This window comes from Sphingobium sp. JAI105 (genome assembly GCF_015752145.1).
Classification (GTDB): Bacteria; Pseudomonadota; Alphaproteobacteria; order Sphingomonadales; family Sphingomonadaceae; genus Sphingobium; species Sphingobium xenophagum.
In genome coordinates this window covers 1,252,936-1,270,221 of the sequence record NZ_JADOUC010000001.1, presented here as the reverse complement: position 1 = coordinate 1,270,221, position 17,286 = coordinate 1,252,936, and the positions used below count along the sequence as shown (strand labels likewise).

The 17,286-nt window shown below is 59.4% G+C and carries 12 protein-coding genes and 4 pseudogenes; 8 read left to right on the top strand and 8 right to left on the bottom strand.

Features of this window, described 5'->3' with window-relative positions; genetic code table 11:
- Positions 1 to 290 precede the first annotated feature (290 nt).
- Together IWY39_RS05960 and IWY39_RS05955 are read left to right on the top strand one after the other, a co-directional pair.
- Complete coding sequence (locus IWY39_RS05960) at positions 291 to 1,934, top strand: glycoside hydrolase family 3 protein (protein ID WP_229380829.1); 1,644 nt, start codon at positions 291 to 293, stop codon at positions 1,932 to 1,934.
- Between the two features lie 19 nt (positions 1,935 to 1,953).
- Complete coding sequence (locus IWY39_RS05955) at positions 1,954 to 3,216, top strand: MFS transporter (RefSeq protein ID WP_107126549.1); 1,263 nt, start codon at positions 1,954 to 1,956, stop codon at positions 3,214 to 3,216.
- A 27-nt stretch (positions 3,217 to 3,243) separates the two neighbouring features.
- On the opposite strand, the gene IWY39_RS05950 is transcribed toward IWY39_RS05955, so the two are convergent.
- The 4 genes from IWY39_RS05950 to IWY39_RS05935 form a co-directional block, all read right to left on the bottom strand.
- Complete coding sequence (locus IWY39_RS05950) at positions 3,244 to 4,665, bottom strand: DUF1593 domain-containing protein (protein ID WP_107126548.1); 1,422 nt, start codon at positions 4,663 to 4,665, stop codon at positions 3,244 to 3,246.
- Positions 4,666 to 4,753: 88 nt separating this feature from the next.
- Positions 4,754 to 7,030, bottom strand: coding sequence for a TonB-dependent receptor (locus IWY39_RS05945; RefSeq protein WP_107126547.1), 2,277 nt, complete (start codon positions 7,028 to 7,030; stop codon positions 4,754 to 4,756).
- A gap of 374 nt (positions 7,031 to 7,404) precedes the next feature.
- The gene (locus tag IWY39_RS05940; protein WP_229380828.1) at positions 7,405 to 7,704 is read right to left on the bottom strand and encodes a tyrosine-type recombinase/integrase; all 300 of its coding nucleotides are present in this window, start codon (positions 7,702 to 7,704) and stop codon (positions 7,405 to 7,407) included.
- 655 nt (positions 7,705 to 8,359) lie between these two features.
- On the bottom strand, positions 8,360 to 9,391 hold the full coding sequence (locus IWY39_RS05935; protein WP_196871634.1) for an IS110 family transposase: 1,032 nt from the start codon (positions 9,389 to 9,391) through the stop codon (positions 8,360 to 8,362).
- A 241-nt stretch (positions 9,392 to 9,632) separates the two neighbouring features.
- Here IWY39_RS05935 and IWY39_RS05930 point away from each other — a divergent pair.
- A pseudogene (locus IWY39_RS05930) lies at positions 9,633 to 10,112 on the top strand (transposase); the annotation flags it as partial.
- A 151-nt stretch (positions 10,113 to 10,263) separates the two neighbouring features.
- Here IWY39_RS05930 and IWY39_RS05925 read toward each other — a convergent pair.
- Positions 10,264 to 11,802: an integrase catalytic domain-containing protein gene (locus tag IWY39_RS05925; protein WP_107124880.1), complete on the bottom strand. Its 1,539-nt coding sequence runs from the start codon at positions 11,800 to 11,802 to the stop codon at positions 10,264 to 10,266.
- Positions 11,803 to 12,040: 238 nt separating this feature from the next.
- Here IWY39_RS05925 and IWY39_RS05920 point away from each other — a divergent pair.
- Positions 12,041 to 12,388, top strand: a pseudogene (locus IWY39_RS05920) (integrase core domain-containing protein); the annotation flags it as partial.
- 27 nt (positions 12,389 to 12,415) lie between these two features.
- Here the strand turns inward: IWY39_RS05920 and IWY39_RS05915 are convergent.
- Both IWY39_RS05915 and IWY39_RS05910 read right to left on the bottom strand, forming a co-directional pair.
- Positions 12,416 to 12,700: pseudogene (locus IWY39_RS05915) on the bottom strand (IS5/IS1182 family transposase); the annotation flags it as partial.
- Between the two features lie 46 nt (positions 12,701 to 12,746).
- Positions 12,747 to 12,926 (bottom strand): hypothetical protein, encoded by a 180-nt coding sequence (locus tag IWY39_RS05910; protein WP_107126613.1) that lies wholly within the window; start codon positions 12,924 to 12,926, stop codon positions 12,747 to 12,749.
- 306 nt (positions 12,927 to 13,232) lie between these two features.
- Here IWY39_RS05910 and IWY39_RS05905 point away from each other — a divergent pair.
- Both IWY39_RS05905 and IWY39_RS05900 read left to right on the top strand, forming a co-directional pair.
- Positions 13,233 to 13,460 (top strand): annotated as a pseudogene (locus IWY39_RS05905) (transposase domain-containing protein); the annotation flags it as partial.
- Between the two features lie 17 nt (positions 13,461 to 13,477).
- Positions 13,478 to 13,723 carry a hypothetical protein gene (locus IWY39_RS05900; protein ID WP_107126611.1) on the top strand — a complete coding sequence of 82 codons (246 nt, stop codon included), beginning with the start codon at positions 13,478 to 13,480 and terminating at the stop codon, positions 13,721 to 13,723.
- Positions 13,724 to 13,777: 54 nt separating this feature from the next.
- Here the strand turns inward: IWY39_RS05900 and IWY39_RS05895 are convergent, their stop codons facing one another.
- Positions 13,778 to 15,190, bottom strand: coding sequence for an IS4 family transposase (locus IWY39_RS05895; protein WP_107126268.1), 1,413 nt, complete (start codon positions 15,188 to 15,190; stop codon positions 13,778 to 13,780).
- 683 nt (positions 15,191 to 15,873) lie between these two features.
- Here IWY39_RS05895 and IWY39_RS05890 point away from each other — a divergent pair.
- Together IWY39_RS05890 and IWY39_RS05885 are read left to right on the top strand one after the other, a co-directional pair.
- Positions 15,874 to 16,404 carry a hypothetical protein gene (locus IWY39_RS05890; RefSeq protein ID WP_145169997.1) on the top strand — a complete coding sequence of 177 codons (531 nt, stop codon included), beginning with the start codon at positions 15,874 to 15,876 and terminating at the stop codon, positions 16,402 to 16,404.
- A gap of 65 nt (positions 16,405 to 16,469) precedes the next feature.
- Positions 16,470 to 17,177: a hypothetical protein gene (locus IWY39_RS05885; RefSeq protein ID WP_196871408.1), complete on the top strand. Its 708-nt coding sequence runs from the start codon at positions 16,470 to 16,472 to the stop codon at positions 17,175 to 17,177.
- Positions 17,178 to 17,286: the final 109 nt, after the last annotated feature.

Here is a 17,286-nt window from a genome sequence, read left to right as displayed (position 1 = left end):
CCTTGGAACCTTAACAGAACTTCGCACGATCCAGCGGCCTGCGACACATTTATCGCTACAAAAGGTGCGCTTGGCAAACCCCAAGGGTCTGGATTAGCAAATCGCAGCGCGTAATTTTGCCTTGACTTAGTACGGACTGAAGTCAATTTAGCGCTACAATTCTGGAGAGATTTAGGAAGTCAGCATTTCTATATCTGGCAAGACTGTATCAACCCGTTCGACACATGAGCATCCCTATCCATAAATCCCCACTCAAAACGTCCAGGCGTCAGAACCCTCTCGCGCTGTCCGTGGATGACCATGCCTGGGTGGAGCGCACGCGCGACAGCCTGTCCGTCGAAGCGCAGATCGCCCAACTTTTTGTGCTTTCGTCGCGCCACGATACGCTGGCCGAAGCGGACGAGATCGCCATTCATGCTCCTGGCGGCGTCCATCGCTTTCCTACCCATGATCTGGATGCGGCATGGACCGCGACGCGTCACGCGCTTGAGCGCTCGGAAGTTCCGCTGATCCTGTCGGGCGATATCGAAGGCGGGATGGTCAGCCCGCCTTTCCTGACCGCCATTCCCAATCAGATGGGTATCGCGGCGTGCGATGACCTCGCCCTGAGCGCCGATCTTGCGCGCATAGTTGCGCGCGAAAGCCGGGCGATGGGCTATAACTGGTCCTTCACTCCCGTCGTTGACATTAATGCGTCGTTTCGCAGCGCAATCGTCGGCACCCGCTCATACGGGTCGGACCCGGAACAAATCATGGCACAGGCGCGCACCTATGTCCGTACGCTCCAGGACGAAGGCGTGGCCGCCTGCCTCAAACATTGGCCGGGCGATGGCGTAGATGACCGCGATCAACATATGGCAACGACCGTCAACGACCTGTCGATGGCGGAATGGGAGGACAGCTTCGGCCGAATCTTCCGCACGTTGATCGACGATGGCGTGATGACCGTCATGTCGGCGCATATAGCCTTGCCGGCTTATGTGTGCGAACGATGGCCCCATGCCGGGCGAGGCGCTTTTCAGCCAGCATCGGTCTCGCGCTTGCTGAACGAAGACCTGTTGCGGGACCAGTTGGGATTCGAAGGCCTCATCATATCCGACGCCACGGTCATGGGAGGCCTTACCAGTTGGATGGATCGCGCCGAAGCTGTCCCGGCGATCATCGAAAATGGGTGCGACGTCTTTCTGTTCAGCCGGGATCCGGCTGCCGACATGGCGCTGATGCTGCGCGGACTGCGCGAGGGACGTCTGTCTGAAGACCGGCTGCACATCGCTGTCACCCGAATGCTGACGCTCAAGGCAAAGCTGGGCCTGCATCGCATGACGCTGGACGAACGCCTTGCCCCGATCGAACAGGTACGGACCACGATGCGGCATCCGGCCCACCTCGCCATCGCAGTCGATGCCGCCGCGCGCAGCATCACGCTAGTCAAGGATACGCAGAATCTGTTGCCGCTGGACCCGCAGCAGCACAAGCGGATCGTCATCATCGCCGATGATGGAAGCAGTTTCTTTTCCGGTGCATCCGACCGCAGTTTCATCCCGCTCCTTTCGGCGCTGGAGGCGAAAGGATGTGAGATTCGCCATTTCGATGCGGAAGCCATGCCGACGCCGCAGGACACCGATCTCCTGCTCTATCTGGTGGGGCAGGAGGCGACACCCGGGCTGGGCCATATCTTCCTGGATTTCGCTAAGCTGCATTCTGGTCCCCGCAATGCGATGATCCAGTTCAATCGCGAAATTCCCACGATATTGCTGTCCTTTGGCCAGCCCTACTATCTGTACGACGCGCCTAACATCGCGACCTGCATTAATGCCTATGCATCGCTCCCCGATGTTCAGATCGCGGTGGCTAAACGACTGATGGGCGAGGCGACATTTGCGGGAGTCAGCCCGGTCGACGCTTTTTGCGGCAAGGAGCAATTACGATGGTGATCGTCAGGATTGCGGCAGCATGATGAACAGAATTATGTCCGATGGCGCGGACGCCCGCAAGCCCGTTTCGTTGGCGTTCATCGCCGTCTACATACTCGCGCAATTTGGCATTTGGGTCGCTTTGCTGACGCCAGTTATCATGACGATCGCATTACGTGTCGGCGCGATCGCGACTGAGGCGGAAAAAGGGCGCTGGTTAGGTTGGATACTGGCGGTCGGCGCTTTCGTGGCGTTGATTGCAACGCCGATCTGCGGCGCTTTGTCGGATCTCACCCGCAGTCGCTTTGGCCGCCGCCGTCCCTGGCTGCTGGGTGGATTGGTGGTCAGCGGCGCTGGCCTCGCCCTGCTGGGCACGGCGCCGAATCTGCTTGTCTTGGGTCTGGGTTGGGTGATTTGTCAGGCTGGCTTCAACGCCATGCAGGCCGGGTGTTTGCCGATCCTACCCGACGTCGTTCCAGTCCGGTGGCAGGGCCGCGTCGCAGGCATGCTGGGCATGACGTCAACCGCCGCCACCTTCACTGGCAGTTGGATCACGCAATATACCCAGTCATCCGATATGCTGATGTTCATGGCCCCCTTCGGCATCACTGTCATCGGAATCGTGACACTGTGCCTCATCCTGCCAGATAGGCCTGCGGCGCTCGACGCGGAACGATCGGTCGGCCTGGCCGCCATGATCCGCTCCATCGGCGCGCCGTTCCGCGACTGGGATTTCAGTTGGGCCTTTGGCAGCCGTTTCCTGATCATGATGGCATGGTCCTTCCTGCTCACCTATCAGCTTTTCTTCCTGACCGATCAGCTGTTCCTCCCCAAACTGGCCGCAACGCAGGTCATGGTGAAGTCCATGGCGATCATCGCTGTCGCCACGATCGCCGTCTCGGTAGTTGGCGGGTTTATCACGGACTGGACCGGACGTCGCAAGCCGTTGATCTTTTTGGCGGCCATTCTGGAAGGCGCGGGATTCCTGACCATTGCATTTGCGCCATCCGTCAATCAGTTCCTGGGAGGCGTGGCGATCGCGGGCATCGGCAAGGGGCTGTATTTTGCGGTCGACCTGGCCTTGCTGGCTGCCATCCTGCCCAGTGACAAGGATCGTGCAAAGGATATGGGCGTCTTCCAGATCGCCAACTCCCTACCGCAATCACTCGCCCCGGCCATTGCGCCGGTCATCCTGATGCTGGGGAGCAGCACAGGGAAGGATTATACCGCAATCTACGTCACGGGTGCGGTTTTCGCTTTGCTTGGGGCGCTGACGATCAAACCGGTCCGTCGGTCGAAATGACCGACGGGGCTTGCCGCATGGCAGGCTTCAAGCAGGATCGACGGTCACTAGCAGCCTGCGATAGCGGGTCAGCGGCGGGCTGCCCCGATCGCGAATTTCTAAAATGATGTGCAGGGTTGTCGGTTTATCGACCTTCGGTGCGACGAAGCTCGCGACGGGATTTTCGGAGGCATTGATCGGCACCGGTTTCAGTCCCAGCACGCCGGACGGCTCGGCATAGTGCCACCAGCGATAGGACAGGCCATCCTCATCGGGATCACTGGAACCTTGTGCGCTAACGTCCACGGTCTGGCCGCTGCGGACGTGCAGCGCAACCGGAGCTATGCCCGCTACGCCATTCAGGATCGCAACGGGCGGATGATTGGCAGCGCGGCGATCGGCGGACAATGTCCAGCCGATTCGCGCGGCGAAATCATTCTGCATTGCCTCGCGCCAGCGAAACACCGTCGCCGGTGCGCTACGCCACGATCGGCCGTCGGCCATAGCATAGCGATCAGCCACGTCGCCGAAATGCCCGGCAGCCAGGTCCGATCTGGCATAGCGACCGCCCCAACTGCCATATTCGGGATGTTCGGTATCGCCTAGGCCATTGGACAGCAGATAGAGAAAGGCCGGCGTGTCGCCTTCCATAATGAAACTATGCGGCGGATAGAGCGCGCCCAGCGGCCCGCGGCGGATATGCTCCTTCAGCCAGACGTTGCTCACCAGTTCGGGCGATGGCCAGCCCAGCTCGGGGCGCATCAAGTCCCCCGAAATGCCGTTCCATGCCGCTAGCGAATACTCGTTCCAGCCATGGATGCTGACAATCCAGAACAGGGAGGGGAAGGTCCGCCTTACCCACGGACCTGCGTCATCCTGATCGGATATGGAATAGACCCGCAGCTTGGCAACGAATGCGTCCAGCTGTGCTGACGTCCGCGTGGCACGCACGGTCCATAGCGCCTGCGCCAGATCGACCGCGCCGCCCCAGACGGAAATCCACACCGGGCGGGCATCGGCCTTGTCCACGGCATTGATGATCAGCCGGGACGCTTCGCTATCCTTGCCGTCGCCGACACCGCTCATCCCATAGGCAGCGCGGCCGCTGCGGACAACATCCTCCAGCGCTTTGGCGGAGGGGAAACCGGCGCTGTGCTTGCGCAGTTTGGGCAGGACGGCGGCATAGCCGGTGAGCCTGTCGCGGATCATCTGCGGCTGCACGCGGTCCTTCTGCCAGGTCGATGTCGTGGCGATCAGCCCTTCCACATCCAGTTGATCGGTATAGAGCAGAAACCGGACTAGCGATTCAGAGTCGTCAGGTTCGTTGCCGATATCGGTCAGCACGATGACGCGCGGTTTGGCGATACTGGACGAGGTAGCGGCAGGGACCGCGCTTCCATTCGCAGTGGCAGGCAAGCCCATGGCGAGGGCTGCGCCCACTATTATGCCAGCGGTCAACCCTTTGCCCATCGGAGCGCTCCTAAGTCAAAAAAACAGGCCAGGGTCTATGACGACCCTGGCCCAATCATATGCGTTATCGTGCGGACAGTCCCGACCTTTAGAACTTCGAGTCGAACCGCACACCGGCATAGCGGCTGGCGTCACGCGCATACCAGCCGGTCAGAGCGGTGGACCCGCCCCAGCGGCCGCCGACATCGCTGATGTTCGACACATAGCTCTTGTCGGTCACGTTGTTCACGAACGCCGTTAGCGCAAATTTTTCATCCGTCGTCGCGATCCCGACCGACAGGTTGAGGATGCCATAGGCGTCCTGTGTGGCGAGCGGGTTCTTGTTGGGATCGAAGTTGATCTTGCTCTGATAGCTGTAGTTGGCGCCAAGCTTGGCTTCGTAATCGGCACCCAGCGGAATGCGCTGATCCGCGTTCACCGCGAACTTCCACTTGGGCGCGCGGGCCAGCGTCTCTCCGCTCAGATCCTGGAAGCGTGCCCCGCCCTGCGCCACGCAACCTTGCGCAGCGGTCTGACCGCTATAGCAGTTGGCTCCGACGAAGCTGTCATATTTCGCATCGACATAGGCGCCCGAGAAGCCAAGCGTGGTCGAACGCGTGGGGCGCAGCGTCGCATCGACTTCGACACCGCGCGTGCTGGCCTTGCCCGCATTAGTGATTTCAAAGGTCGGGGCGATCTGGGTGGGGTCGACGGCCTGAACCTGGAAATTCTTGTAGGTCGTGTAGAAGCCGGCGACCGCAATTGACAGGACGCGGTCGAAAAGGTCGCCCTTGAAACCGACCTCGAAATTATCGACTTTTTCCTTGTTCACTGGCGGGAAGGCGCTCGTCGTCGTGATGTTGGCGTCGAGATTATAGACCTTGGGCTTATAGCCGCGCGAATAGGTCGCATAGATATTGGCCAGCGAACCCAACTTCTGCTTTAATGTCACATCGCCGACGAAGGTCGAGCTGCCATTGTTGCCGGTCCGGGTGAAAGCGTTCGCGCCAGCGTTAACCGTCGAATTATATTGCAGATTATAGATGTAGGCCAGCTTGTCATAGTTGAAGCGTGCGCCGGTGATCAGCGTGGTGGTGTCGGTCAAATTCCATTCGCCGCGCGCATAGGCGGCGTAATGTTTGTTGTTGGATTCGCGGAACGCGCCGAACGGGATCGGGGTGCCGAAGGCGGGACGATCGAATTGGAAGCTGGTCTCGGCGTGATCATAATAAAGGCCAGCCAGAAAGCGTCCAAAGCCCAGATCTTCCGTGGCGACCTTAAATTCCTGGCTGAAGCCGCGGATAGCGATGTCCGATGTCTGGATATTGTCCCACGAGTAGACGCCGCCCGAAGCGAGACTGGAGAAGTCGACTTTCTGGAGATAGGCATCATAGCGCAGCGTACGGTCGCCGATCTGGCGCGCGGTCAGCGAACTAAAGGTAAAATCCCCGACTTCATAATTGATCTTCGCGGTATAGAGTTGGTCGCGCACGACCTGTCCCGGCGTGGTGATCGTGTTGTAATCTTTGTTTCCACGTTCCGGCGTGATGCCAGGCAGCGCGATAGATTGCGCATAGGCGCCCCGAAAACGGGCATTGGGATCAACGTTGATGAACGCCTGAAACGCGCCAGTGTCCTTGGTGTAGGAATAGTTGCCGGCCAAGGTGATGTTCAGGGCATCGGTCGGCGCATATTTCAGCTTGCCGCGCACGCCGACGGATTCGGTGCTGTCGTACCGGCCCGTTGCGATATTACGGGTATCGAATTTGGTAGAATTGCCGAACGCCGACATGCTGGCGGACAGGGTGTCGGTTACCGGCCCGGCCGCAAACATCGACACGCGATATTCATGGTCGTCAGTCACGGTGGCCGAAGCATTGCCTTCGAACTGCTGCGATGGTTCACGCGTCACGATGTTGATCACGCCAATAGACGCAGTGCGACCGCCAAGGGTCGATTGAGGGCCGCGCAGCACTTCGACGCTGGCGATGTCGCCCAGTTGCTTGGCTGCCAGCGATTCTGGGGCGAGCGTCACACCGTCGATCATGACCGCAACGCCGCTGGGCGCACCGATTGTGATGACGTCCGTACTGACACCGCGCAGCGTGTAGAAGGGACGAAGCGTCGAGGCCGAGGGCAGCGCCGTCAACGACGGCACGGCCTTACCCAGATCGTCGATCGTGGTGACGCCTGAATTGGCCAGCGCTTCAGGCGCGATGACACTGACGGCGACCGCCGTATCGCGCGCATTCTCGGTCCGCTTCTGCGCCGTCACGACTATCTCCTGCACGCCACCGTCCGCATCCGTTTGTGCAGCGGCGCTTGATAGGGACGCGGCCAGAAGGGCGGGCAGGCAAACAAAGGTGCACAGCGTAAACTTGGTCATAATTTCTTCCCTGAGGATGCCCCCGCTTTGCGAGGTTCTATTGGATCGGCTTTTTAGAGGATGCACGGATTGAATGCACCGCAGAGCGATGCTTTTTGATTTCGTTGGGTGATACTTTCAGCGCCGCAACGGCATACTCGACTCTCCTGAACAATCTCGATCTCATGCCGATTTAGCGTTAAAAATAACAGCTGCGACCGGCCTGTCAATGAAAAATGTATCGCTAAACTCGATGCAATGCCGGTCGCGTGCGAGTTATGCCGATATCGGCATAATTGCCATAATGCCGCGACCCGGGTTATGCCGCGCGACCTCTGGTTGAGGGTAGTTTTCTGGCCTTGGGCCGCGCGGCGGTTCGGCATAATCAGAGCCCTTCAGGGAACGCGAGGAGTTGGTCGGCAGGTCGGAACCGGCCTGACGGGATGGGCGGAGTAGCGACGCGAGCGAGCGCCTTCTCCTTCATCCGCATCGGCGTGAATGTAGATCTGGGTGGTCTCGACGTTCTCGTGACCAAGCCAGAGCGCGATCACCGCTGGATCAACACCGTGATGCAGCAGGTCCATCGCGTTGCTGTGGCGCAGCGTATGTGGCGTGACCCGCTTCGCGCCGATGCTGGGGCATGGCATTCCGGCATCCTTCGTGCCCCCGCCGGCGAAGATAGGCTTCGAACGCATCGGCTGCATTGGCCTTATATACCGTGCGTTGCCATGATCCCGGTGCCTCGTTTTTCAGCCACTTTCGGATGGTTTTCAGATCCACGCCCAACTCGCGCTGGATCGCCAACCGGCTCCACCCCAGATGCCTCAGCTCGATAACCTTTTCGAATACGGCCCTGCGGCTCTGCCGCCGCTCTATCTGATGCCGCGCCGCCTTTTTCAGATGAAGCCCCCCTGATATGCAGTTCGCAGGCGTCGGCCCCTGCAAGGCTATGGATTTCCCGACCTCTCGCACCACGCGGTATCGACGCTCCACAACATTGAGTAATGCGTCAGAGCAATTGCGAAGCAGATGCCAGCGATCGGCGACTTGGCGGGCAGCTGGCGCGCCTTCGCGCGCTCCGCGGCATAGGCACTCGGGTCGTGTCCCGGCGCGTTCTCTAATCACCACTGTCAACAGCTGACCTCTTTGCGGTTCGTCACGCGCGCTGGGCTCCAGGGTTCTCTCCGGGGTCGTCGCGCTGGACGCCGCATGTTAGCGTTCAAAGTAGGGTGAATCTAAGTGGTGTGCGCGGTCCGTGCCGCACTCGCGGGAACGATCTCACCCTCGCTAAGCGTCCCAGCGGGACGCGTTCTGTCGCGCTTGAGTTCAGCGTATTGCTTCGGATTTGGATCAGGCCATCGCCGCCTCCCGGAAGGTCGTGTTGGTACGCCACATTGCGTGCAATGTTACCGCCAGCTTCCTGGCCAGGGCGACTTTCGCTTTGCGAGGCCCGGTTCGGCCTGCGATCGCCTGTGCCCACTCACGCAGGCGAGGGCCGCCAAGCTTTCGAGACAAGATCGCATTTGCTGCTTCGTACAGGCATTTTCGCGCGAACCTGTCACCGCTTTTCGAGATGCGCCCGTTCCGGCTGATTTCGCCAGATTCGTAGCGCCTTGGCGTCAGACCGAGATAAGCGCCCGCGCTGGAAGATCGGTTGAAGCGTTCGGCGTCGTCGAATGCTGCAGTTACCGCCATCGCGGTGATCGGTCCGACTCCCGGCGCTGTCATCAAAAGACGTACCGTACCATTCTGTTTGGTTACCGCCCGGATTTTGCCATCGAGAGCGGCAATACGGGCTAGAATTTCACTCCGGGCGTGCATCAACGCTTCAAAGATCGGTATGAGCTCCGGTGCGACTGCCAGCTCGCCTGTGATGATCTCCGTCGCACGGCGTTTGAAGCCCCCAACCCGTTTTCCGAACATCACGCCAAACGTTTTCAGCAACCCTCTGATCTCATTTTCAAGCTTCACACGCATGCCAACCAGCGTATCGCGCGCTGTCAGCATCGCCCGGTTAACATAGGCCTCATGACTCTTTATCCGGGCAGCCTTGAACCAACCTGTGCGGACAATCTGAGCCAAGCCGCGAGCATCATGTCTGTCGGTTTTATTTGGCATCATTTTGAGGACCGCATTAGCGTGACGCGCATCCAGGCAAATGATCGGGACACGCCGCTTCGTCAGCGCGTTCCAGAGCCAGACGGCAAGGGGACCTGTCTCCATTCCCACCCGTTCGACATCCGCAGCGCGCTTCGCTAGCCAGTCTGCTATCGCGTCAGGGCAGGTCGGCACCTTCGCCTCCGCGAGAATCTCACCTTCCGCCCCAACCAGGCAAATCGCCGTCTCCTCCTGTGACACATCCAGTGCTGCAAAAACTCCCATAACGTCCTCCACGTTCGACTCCGGCCGAGCGCCGAAGCGGCAATGACATCCTACCGCAACGAAGCGGAGGTCGAGTGTGGCGATTACGTTAAGTGGTGTGGTGTAGGTTTTGAGGGTTAGCGAAGCTGACCGGACGCGCGCTCATCGATAAAGCGCTGTAGCGGCCGGTCAGTTTCGCGGGTGGTCACCGGCGAACTTCGGATAAGTTTGGGTTGCGAGACTCAACTTACGGAGACCACCGATGACCAATGACAAGATGGACCTGCACGCCCTGGTTGGGAAGACAGCCGACGGCGATTTTCTACGCGATATGATCGGCTTTGCCGCGCAGCGGCTGATGGAGCTGGAAGTGGGCGACCTTACGGGCGCGGCCTATGGCGATAAGGATCCCGAGCGCCTCGCGCAGCGCAACGGCTATCGTGATCGGGACTGGGAGACGCGGGCAGGCACGGTCGAGCTGCGGATCCCCAAGCTGCGCAAGGGAACATATTTTCCAGAGTTTCTGGAGCCCCGCCGTATGGCAGAGAAGGCACTGACGGCCGTCATCCAGGAAGCTTATATCCAGGGGATCTCGACCCGCTCTGTGGACGATCTGGTCAAAGCCATGGGCATGAGTGGGATCTCAAAGAGCCAGGTCAGCCGACTGTGCGTGGAGATCGACGAGCGGGTGAAGGCCTTTCTCGATCGTCCGATCGAAGGCTATAGCGCGGCGATCTGGATGAGAGGTCGTATTGCCTCACGGAGGAATGCTCCCGAATGGAGTGATCGTTGCCTCACGTAAATGTTCCCTACAGGACATAGCCAGTCATGGCGATACTTGCGTGACGGGTGGCCGTGCAGCCGAGCCGTAGGCGAGGCGGAGCGGCCACCCGTCACGCAGCGCTTATCATGGCCATCGTGCCTGCTGTGCCTTCGCTGGTTACCGCAGGCATATGACTGAACACGAGGGCACGTGCCTTTTCAGTGCGCCAGCCTTTCAGCCGACGTTGGACCGTCCGAAGGAGACCATTGGGGTAATTTCCCGGTTGCTCGGCCTGGAGCCTTTCCAACAACTCCCGTCCGGTGCGCCAGGGTTCTTCCTCGAACCAGGTTTCCAACTGGTCGGCAACCTGGACCAGCGGATCTGGTCGGCGACGCCCCCGTTTCTGCGGCGGTCTCGCTGTCGCCGTAGGCCGCGCCTCGCCGTTTTTCCATAACGTTCTCAGGCTCAACAGGAACGCATCCAGCGGCGGGGGCGACGCTGTCCCCGCCGGTGTCGCCGAGGCCACCGCATCAGCGAGGATCACCAGTTTTTGCTGCGCCATGCGGATGTCGCGCAGCAGCCGAACCGGATCCAGCCCGGCAGCGATGTGCCGAAGCTGCTGACGTGTCTGCTCGCTGGTCCGGGGCTCATCCATCAGGCGCTGGAACGGCGTCGCCGGGGCATGATAGCGTTTATACACTCTGGCTCCGTTCCGCTGCTTCTCGGCCAGTTTGAACGAAGGTTGGAAGAAGTTCACAAAAAGACGGGATGCGGCGTACAACTCCGCCAGCGACCTGGCCGCTTCCAGTCCCTCGAACCGACGATATCCCACCAGGCGACGCACAACGGAGCCATTTTTTTGCTCAACCCAGGCCTGATCGTTCTTCCGATAGGGCCGGCAACGGGTAAAGGTGACCCCAGTCGCGGCACAGTAGTCGCGTACGGTCTCATTGATGAACACACTGTCATTGTCAGAATCGAACCCCAGCAACGGGAACGGCATCAACTTGCGTAGTTCGGAAAGTACGGCAACCAACAGCGTTTGTTCGCGAACCAGTAGCGGTGCGCACTCGGTCCAACCTGTCGCGATATCGGTCAGCGTAAGCGTCCAGGCCCAGCTCCCCTTCGCAATCGGCCCGCTGTGTGACACAAGGTCTGCTTCCATATGTCCCGGAGCCGGGTCCCCCCAGTCGCTGAACGTTCGGATCGGAACGCTGCGCCTCAATTCTGATCCTGCCACACCCCGCCGCCGCAGCCTCGGACTGCTTTCCCTCACGGTCTTCAACGCCCGGTCGATCGTTGCTGCGCTCACCTGCAACAACTTGGCCTTGATCTCCGGATCCAGGTCAAGATGGCCATGGCCTTCCATGGCCTCGATCAGGATTGGTATGAGTGGCCGCAACCGCTTACCGCAGAGGCGATCGCTCGCCTCCCACAATAGGATCAGCGCGGTTCGCACCGCCTCGGTATAAATCCTGCGCTCGGGACGCGCCGTCTGTCGCGACGGCGCCTTCTCTCGCAAAATCCGCATCGCATGCTTGCGGTGCAATCCCGTGACCGCGACGAACTCGTCGAGAATCTTACCCTTGCTCGTGCGATCGGCCGCCCGATACCGCTCGCCAACCGCTTCAACCAATTCTCTCCGCGTTGCCATGCTCACCTTCCTCATCGTTTCCTCCCTGCCACCGCCGGGAGCATTTTAGATGAGGCAACTGGACAACACTCAGGAGCAATTCAGGCGAGGCAATGCGATGGTCGGTTGGCCTCCAAAGTGTTGTCTCGACAACTTCACTTTAGACACCTGCTGACCGGCCATGGCTTGCCCTGATGAAGCCTGCGGCCGCTTCGCGACCTTGTCTTCATCAGGGCCATAGCGGCTCCCGAACCGGCGCTTCCCAATGTGCTACGGAACCGAGTTCACCAGTCGGGCGATCCTGGAATGGGCTGGCAAGAACAAGGTCGAGTGGCATTACATCGATCCGGGAAAGCCCCAGCAGAATGGGTTCATCGAGTCCTTCAACGGTTCGCTGCGCGATGAACTACTCAACGAGGAGTTGTTCGACAGCCTGGCCGATGCCCGCCGGAAGCTGGCCATCTGGCGCTACGATTACAACAATGTCCGGCCCCACTCATCGTTGGGAAATCGGACGCCTGCACAAGCGCGTCGGGCGTTCGAGCAGGACGAGAGCATCACGCCCGACGCGCTTGTGCAGGCGCAGGGGCCATCATATTTAACCGCAAGACTGTCGTTATGATCGAGGGACTGACGAGGGGGCAGGTCACCCGGCGAACACATGCTCGACCTGCGCGCGGATCTTTGAGCGCCTGGTATTGGCCCTGGCGATCCGTTCGGGCAGCGGTCGCCTCGGCTTTCGCTTCTGGTGGATGTGGCTGGTGAACATGCCATCCGCCAGGAACGTCTCGTTCTTCTTGGATCGATAGGTGGTATCAGCCCAGACGCCGGAGGCAGTGTTATCCTTGCTGATCAGAACCGGCAGCCTTGCGCCGTTATGGGCATTGGCAGCGCTGGCATCTCAGGTTCGGATCAAACCATGTGTTTTGTGTATCGCTCCGGTGACGGCCTTGCGCTTCAGCAGCTGCGCCGGGATCAGATTAGCGCCGGTCATCGCCGAACTCCTTGACGACGAGGCCGGCGGCCTGCATCAGAATTTGGGCGAGCGTGATTACGGCCTTCGCCCGTTCCGCATCGCTCATCCCGTCCACCCTGCTGGGCTCGAATATCAGGCTCATCTGTTTGCCCAAGGCCGGTGCGGGCGTGTCGTGCTTGTTCATCGACTTCCTCCCATGCGACTCCATCATCGCGTTGGGAGTTTGGGGAAGCAGCCACCGCGGTGACCAGCCCGTTCAGCTCGGTCAACGCCGCGACATCAACTTGGGGCAGGCCGACTCTCATCTCGGCGCAGGCGACGGGATCCACCATCCACTCCGGCATTGAAACGACAATGCCAGACGGGCCTTCCACCCTAAGGAACCTGCCGGTCGCTCGTTCCTCTACCCGCCGAACGCTTACTTTCCGCCCGAAATAGGGATGCCAAAGATAGTGAACTTCCCGCTCTTCGCCGACATGGGCAGAATGAACGGGCGATGCCACTCGGGCGGAAAGCATGGCTATTTTGCGGCTCCGATCGCGGCGGTCAGCGCGCCGCCATCATGTTTTCGCTCATTCAAAGCTGTCGCCTCAACGACGTCGATCCCCAGGCTTGGCTCGCCGACGTCCTCGCCCGCATCGCCGGTCATCCGGCTAATCGGCTTGGCGATCTACTCCCATGGAATTGGAAACCAACAGCGTTGAAGCTGGAGCCGTGATCTCATAGCATCACGGCATGGAATTTGGCCCGCAACCCGAACTGATTGAATCCTCTCTCTGCCGGTCCATCGAACAGGCGGGCGTAAGGCTGACCATCAACATCGTGCGGCTCGCCACCGAGCGCGGTTGGTCCCTCGAGGTCGTCAACGAGCACGGCACCTCGACGGTCTGGGACGATCTATTCCCAACCGATCGCGATGCCGATGCGGCATTCCGCGATGTCCTCGCGAAAGAGGGCGTCGAGGCATTCCTCGGCAAGTAAACCACAAAATCCAACAGTGAACCGCCCTCAGCTGCGGCCTTCACCGGCTTGCTCTTACCCACAAGTGCCTGCTGGGGGCCTCGAGATTCGAGCTCCCTCAACGAGATCGGCGAGTCGCGTCATTCCTCTCCATATGACGGTCGTGCCGGGTGGTGGGTCAGACGCGCGGTCCAGGTAGCCTCCGAGCCTTGCGACGGCTCTGACATAGAATGCGAGGTTGCGGGATGGCGCGCGTCTCAACTTTGGCGTCGAGCTATCGAGAAGGTTGCGCTCCGTTTCGGTGAAGACGGCAGCAGGCGTGGCCTCTGGAGCCTCACGAGCCAGGATCGTCAGCCATGACACGCGCCAGGCAACGACGCAGCACAAGGCGATACAATTGGCCAAGCGGTTGATCGTAGTCAGGCGAAGTTCTTCGATCCGGCACCCGGTTTTCAGGGTCCGGAAGAATGTCTCGATCTTCCAGCGCTTGGAGTACCAGTCAAGCTTATGCACGGCATCGGCGTGGTTTTTGACAGGCAAATTAGTTATAAGCTTCCAGTGAATCCGTTCGCGATCTTCCGGCGGATTGAGTTCTTCGGCATGGATGATCTGAAGCTCTTGGTTTATGTATTTCTTCTGTTTTCCGATTGGAGGCCGGACCGTCATTGTTGCATATCGTATCGATAGCACTGCCCGCTGCTCCTTGCCTTTCGCATCGCGGAATTGGATCTCGTGGGTCCCGCTGCACGGCGTCCTTTCCATAACTTGGGCGATGGTCGTCTTGCCATCTTGAGCCAGGCGGTCGACGCAGCTGCGCACGAGGAATTTGGTACCGAGCTCTTCAGCCAAGCAATAAAGCTCGTAAATGTCGCTTTCGCGGTCTCCGATATGTACACATCGCCCCGGCTCTCCAGCCAATTCGGTAGACCGGCGCAAATTATCAAGCCAACGGATACTTTCCTTTTGATCGATGGGAATTCGGGTCAAATTGACCCTGCGCTTGAGCTCTGCAGTTCCCTTGAACTTGGAGCGTGACCAGAATTTCGCCGCCGTGAGACCCAACGGCAGTCCATCTGGCGTAATCGCAAGGCTGACATGCATCAGAAGGCCGCAGATCGTGAACTTCTGGAACCGGCCATCCTTCAACTTGCGACCAGTCGAGCTTTTCGTAAATCCGATCTTATCCGGATCCGCGCGCTTGAAATTGAATTCGGTGGTGTCCTGCAAGATGAGGATCGGACCTTCGGTTGCCTGAATGCGCAAGGCGGATGCTGCAAAATGCCCTTCCAGGATTTTGTCTTCGCTCACGTTCTCGTTCGAGAGGAACCGGTAGGCGGCCTTAGTATTCGACCAGTCCTGAAAAGCCGTCGGCAGAGATTGCCCAGGGCGCTGTTCAAGTGCTTCAAGCATCGCTCCAAGTCGTCGGTTCAGCCGCGCATCACCCAAATTGGTCTCGGCCGTTTCCTTGTCCACCCAGCTATGTTCCATCCCGGCACCTCACTATCCAAAGGTGCCGGAGAATGAATCATGGGTGATTCCAGCCACGCAATGGGCGCGCGGCAGGCCGAATCACGCACGCGACCACTTGTGGGTAAGAGCAAGCTTCACCGGATGCATACCCGCAATGCGCGCGGACATCGTTTTGACCAGTCATCCAGAGATGGCGGACGTTCTCGACAGGCAGGCTCGGCGAAAAGCCGGTAAGACAAATGCCTTTGTTGATCCGCAGCTTCTACCTGCTTTAGTGGCCGAACACAGAGCAGATTTCGAGGATGCACTTACCAAGGCTCAAGGTTCCGCAAAACATCCTTAAGCATAGAACGGTTTGCTCGATCATCGCGCGCATACCTTTTCCTGATTACCGTTACCGTCCCGACGTCGGCAAACGGGCGATGGCCGCCGACTGCGATGCGTTTTGCGACCTGCGGAAGGGCGGCAGTTGACTACTTACCTACCGGCACGAATATCCAAGCTGCCAGAAGCAGCGCTTGGCACATCTCAAAGCAGCCGCCCAGCTTAGACCTTCCGCTGTTCGGTCTATGGAGGCAGGCAGTCATTCAGGGAGCGTGTAGCGAATGCTTTCATGCGTGGACTTGTCGCGATATGATGATACCGTCAGTCTGCACGGCGTAGAGGCAGGCCTTGCAAAGCTTTATCCGAGAGATTGCCCCATGAAATCCACAATATACTTCGGGGTGATCGCCATGTTCGCCCTCGCCACCCCGCTGCTCGCCCAAGACATTAACGGTGCGGATCACCCGCTACTGCAGCGTTATCCCGACGCTGTTATCGACGGTTATCGCGCGCCCTCGATCGATGAGATCGTCATTCCCACTGGCCCGATCACCGATGCCGAGGCACAATCCAACAGGGAGCGGGTCGAGGGGCGCGTGACGCACATCGATTATCGCGTGAAACCGGCCACCGCGCCTTTGCAGATCGAACGCTACTATGAAGACCTGTTGAGAAAGGGCGGGTTTTCCATCGCCTTCTCGTGCGTAGGGCCCATCTGCGGACGTGATATGGGAGCACTCATCCTCAACTCGGGCAAGGTAGCTCCGGTGGGACTGGCGGACGGTCTCTTCAACGACCAGATACGGGTAGTGATCGCCCGACGTGCAAACATATGGGTAGTGCTGCACATCGCTGAAGGCCCGGATCGATCGCAGATTTATGAGGCTGTCGTGGACGGCACGCCCTAACGACGATCGAATCGATTGCTTGAAAGAACTGGCACGGTTGGGATGTGAGATCGGAATCGCAGAGTATGAAACGCCTTCGGCTAATCTTGTTTACGCCGCCGATCATTCTCGCAATGTGCCCGGTGAATGCGCTGTACGCTGAAACCGCGCTTGCCGAAGCATCCGGCTTGGTATCTTTGGAAGCAGACAATCTAACGGTCAAGAATGTCGCGGTTAAACCATCCCGCTATCGCGGATCCGCTGCTGCGCTTGTGACTGTGGACCCCTTCAATCCTGCCGATGATGCCACGTTCGCCAAGGTGGATGGCATTGCTTTTACGGATTTCACGCTGGATGTTTCGGTCGCCGGAAAGCCCATCGATGCCACGTCAAGCGCGCGAGGTTTCGTCGGCATCGCATTTCGCGTGTCGGACGATCTGGAGCGGTTCGAGGCGATTTACATCCGCCCTACGAACGGACGGGCCGACGACCAGCTCCGGCGTAATCACAGCACGCAATATATCTCGCATCCCGGCTATCCATGGGAAAAGCTGCGAAATAATCAGCCGGGGCAATATGAATCTCACGTCGATCTAGAAGCCGGTGCATGGACCCGGCTCAGACTGATAGTCAGAGGTTCGTCCGCACGCCTGTATGTGAACGGTGCGAAGCAGCCGGCCCTGATCGTCAACGACCTCAAGCTCCCAGTCTCAAAAGGCGGCATCGGCCTTTGGGTCGGGCCGGGGTCGGAGGGTTATTTCAAGTCCCTGCGAGTCACCGCCACTCAGCGATGATGGATCGAACGACTACCCGCATATTTTGCCGGAACACCCTCTCCTGCGAGGCGGCTTTAACGGTTTCGCCAGTCGTTCGTTTGGGGAAGGAGCGGCCAAAGCCGCCCCT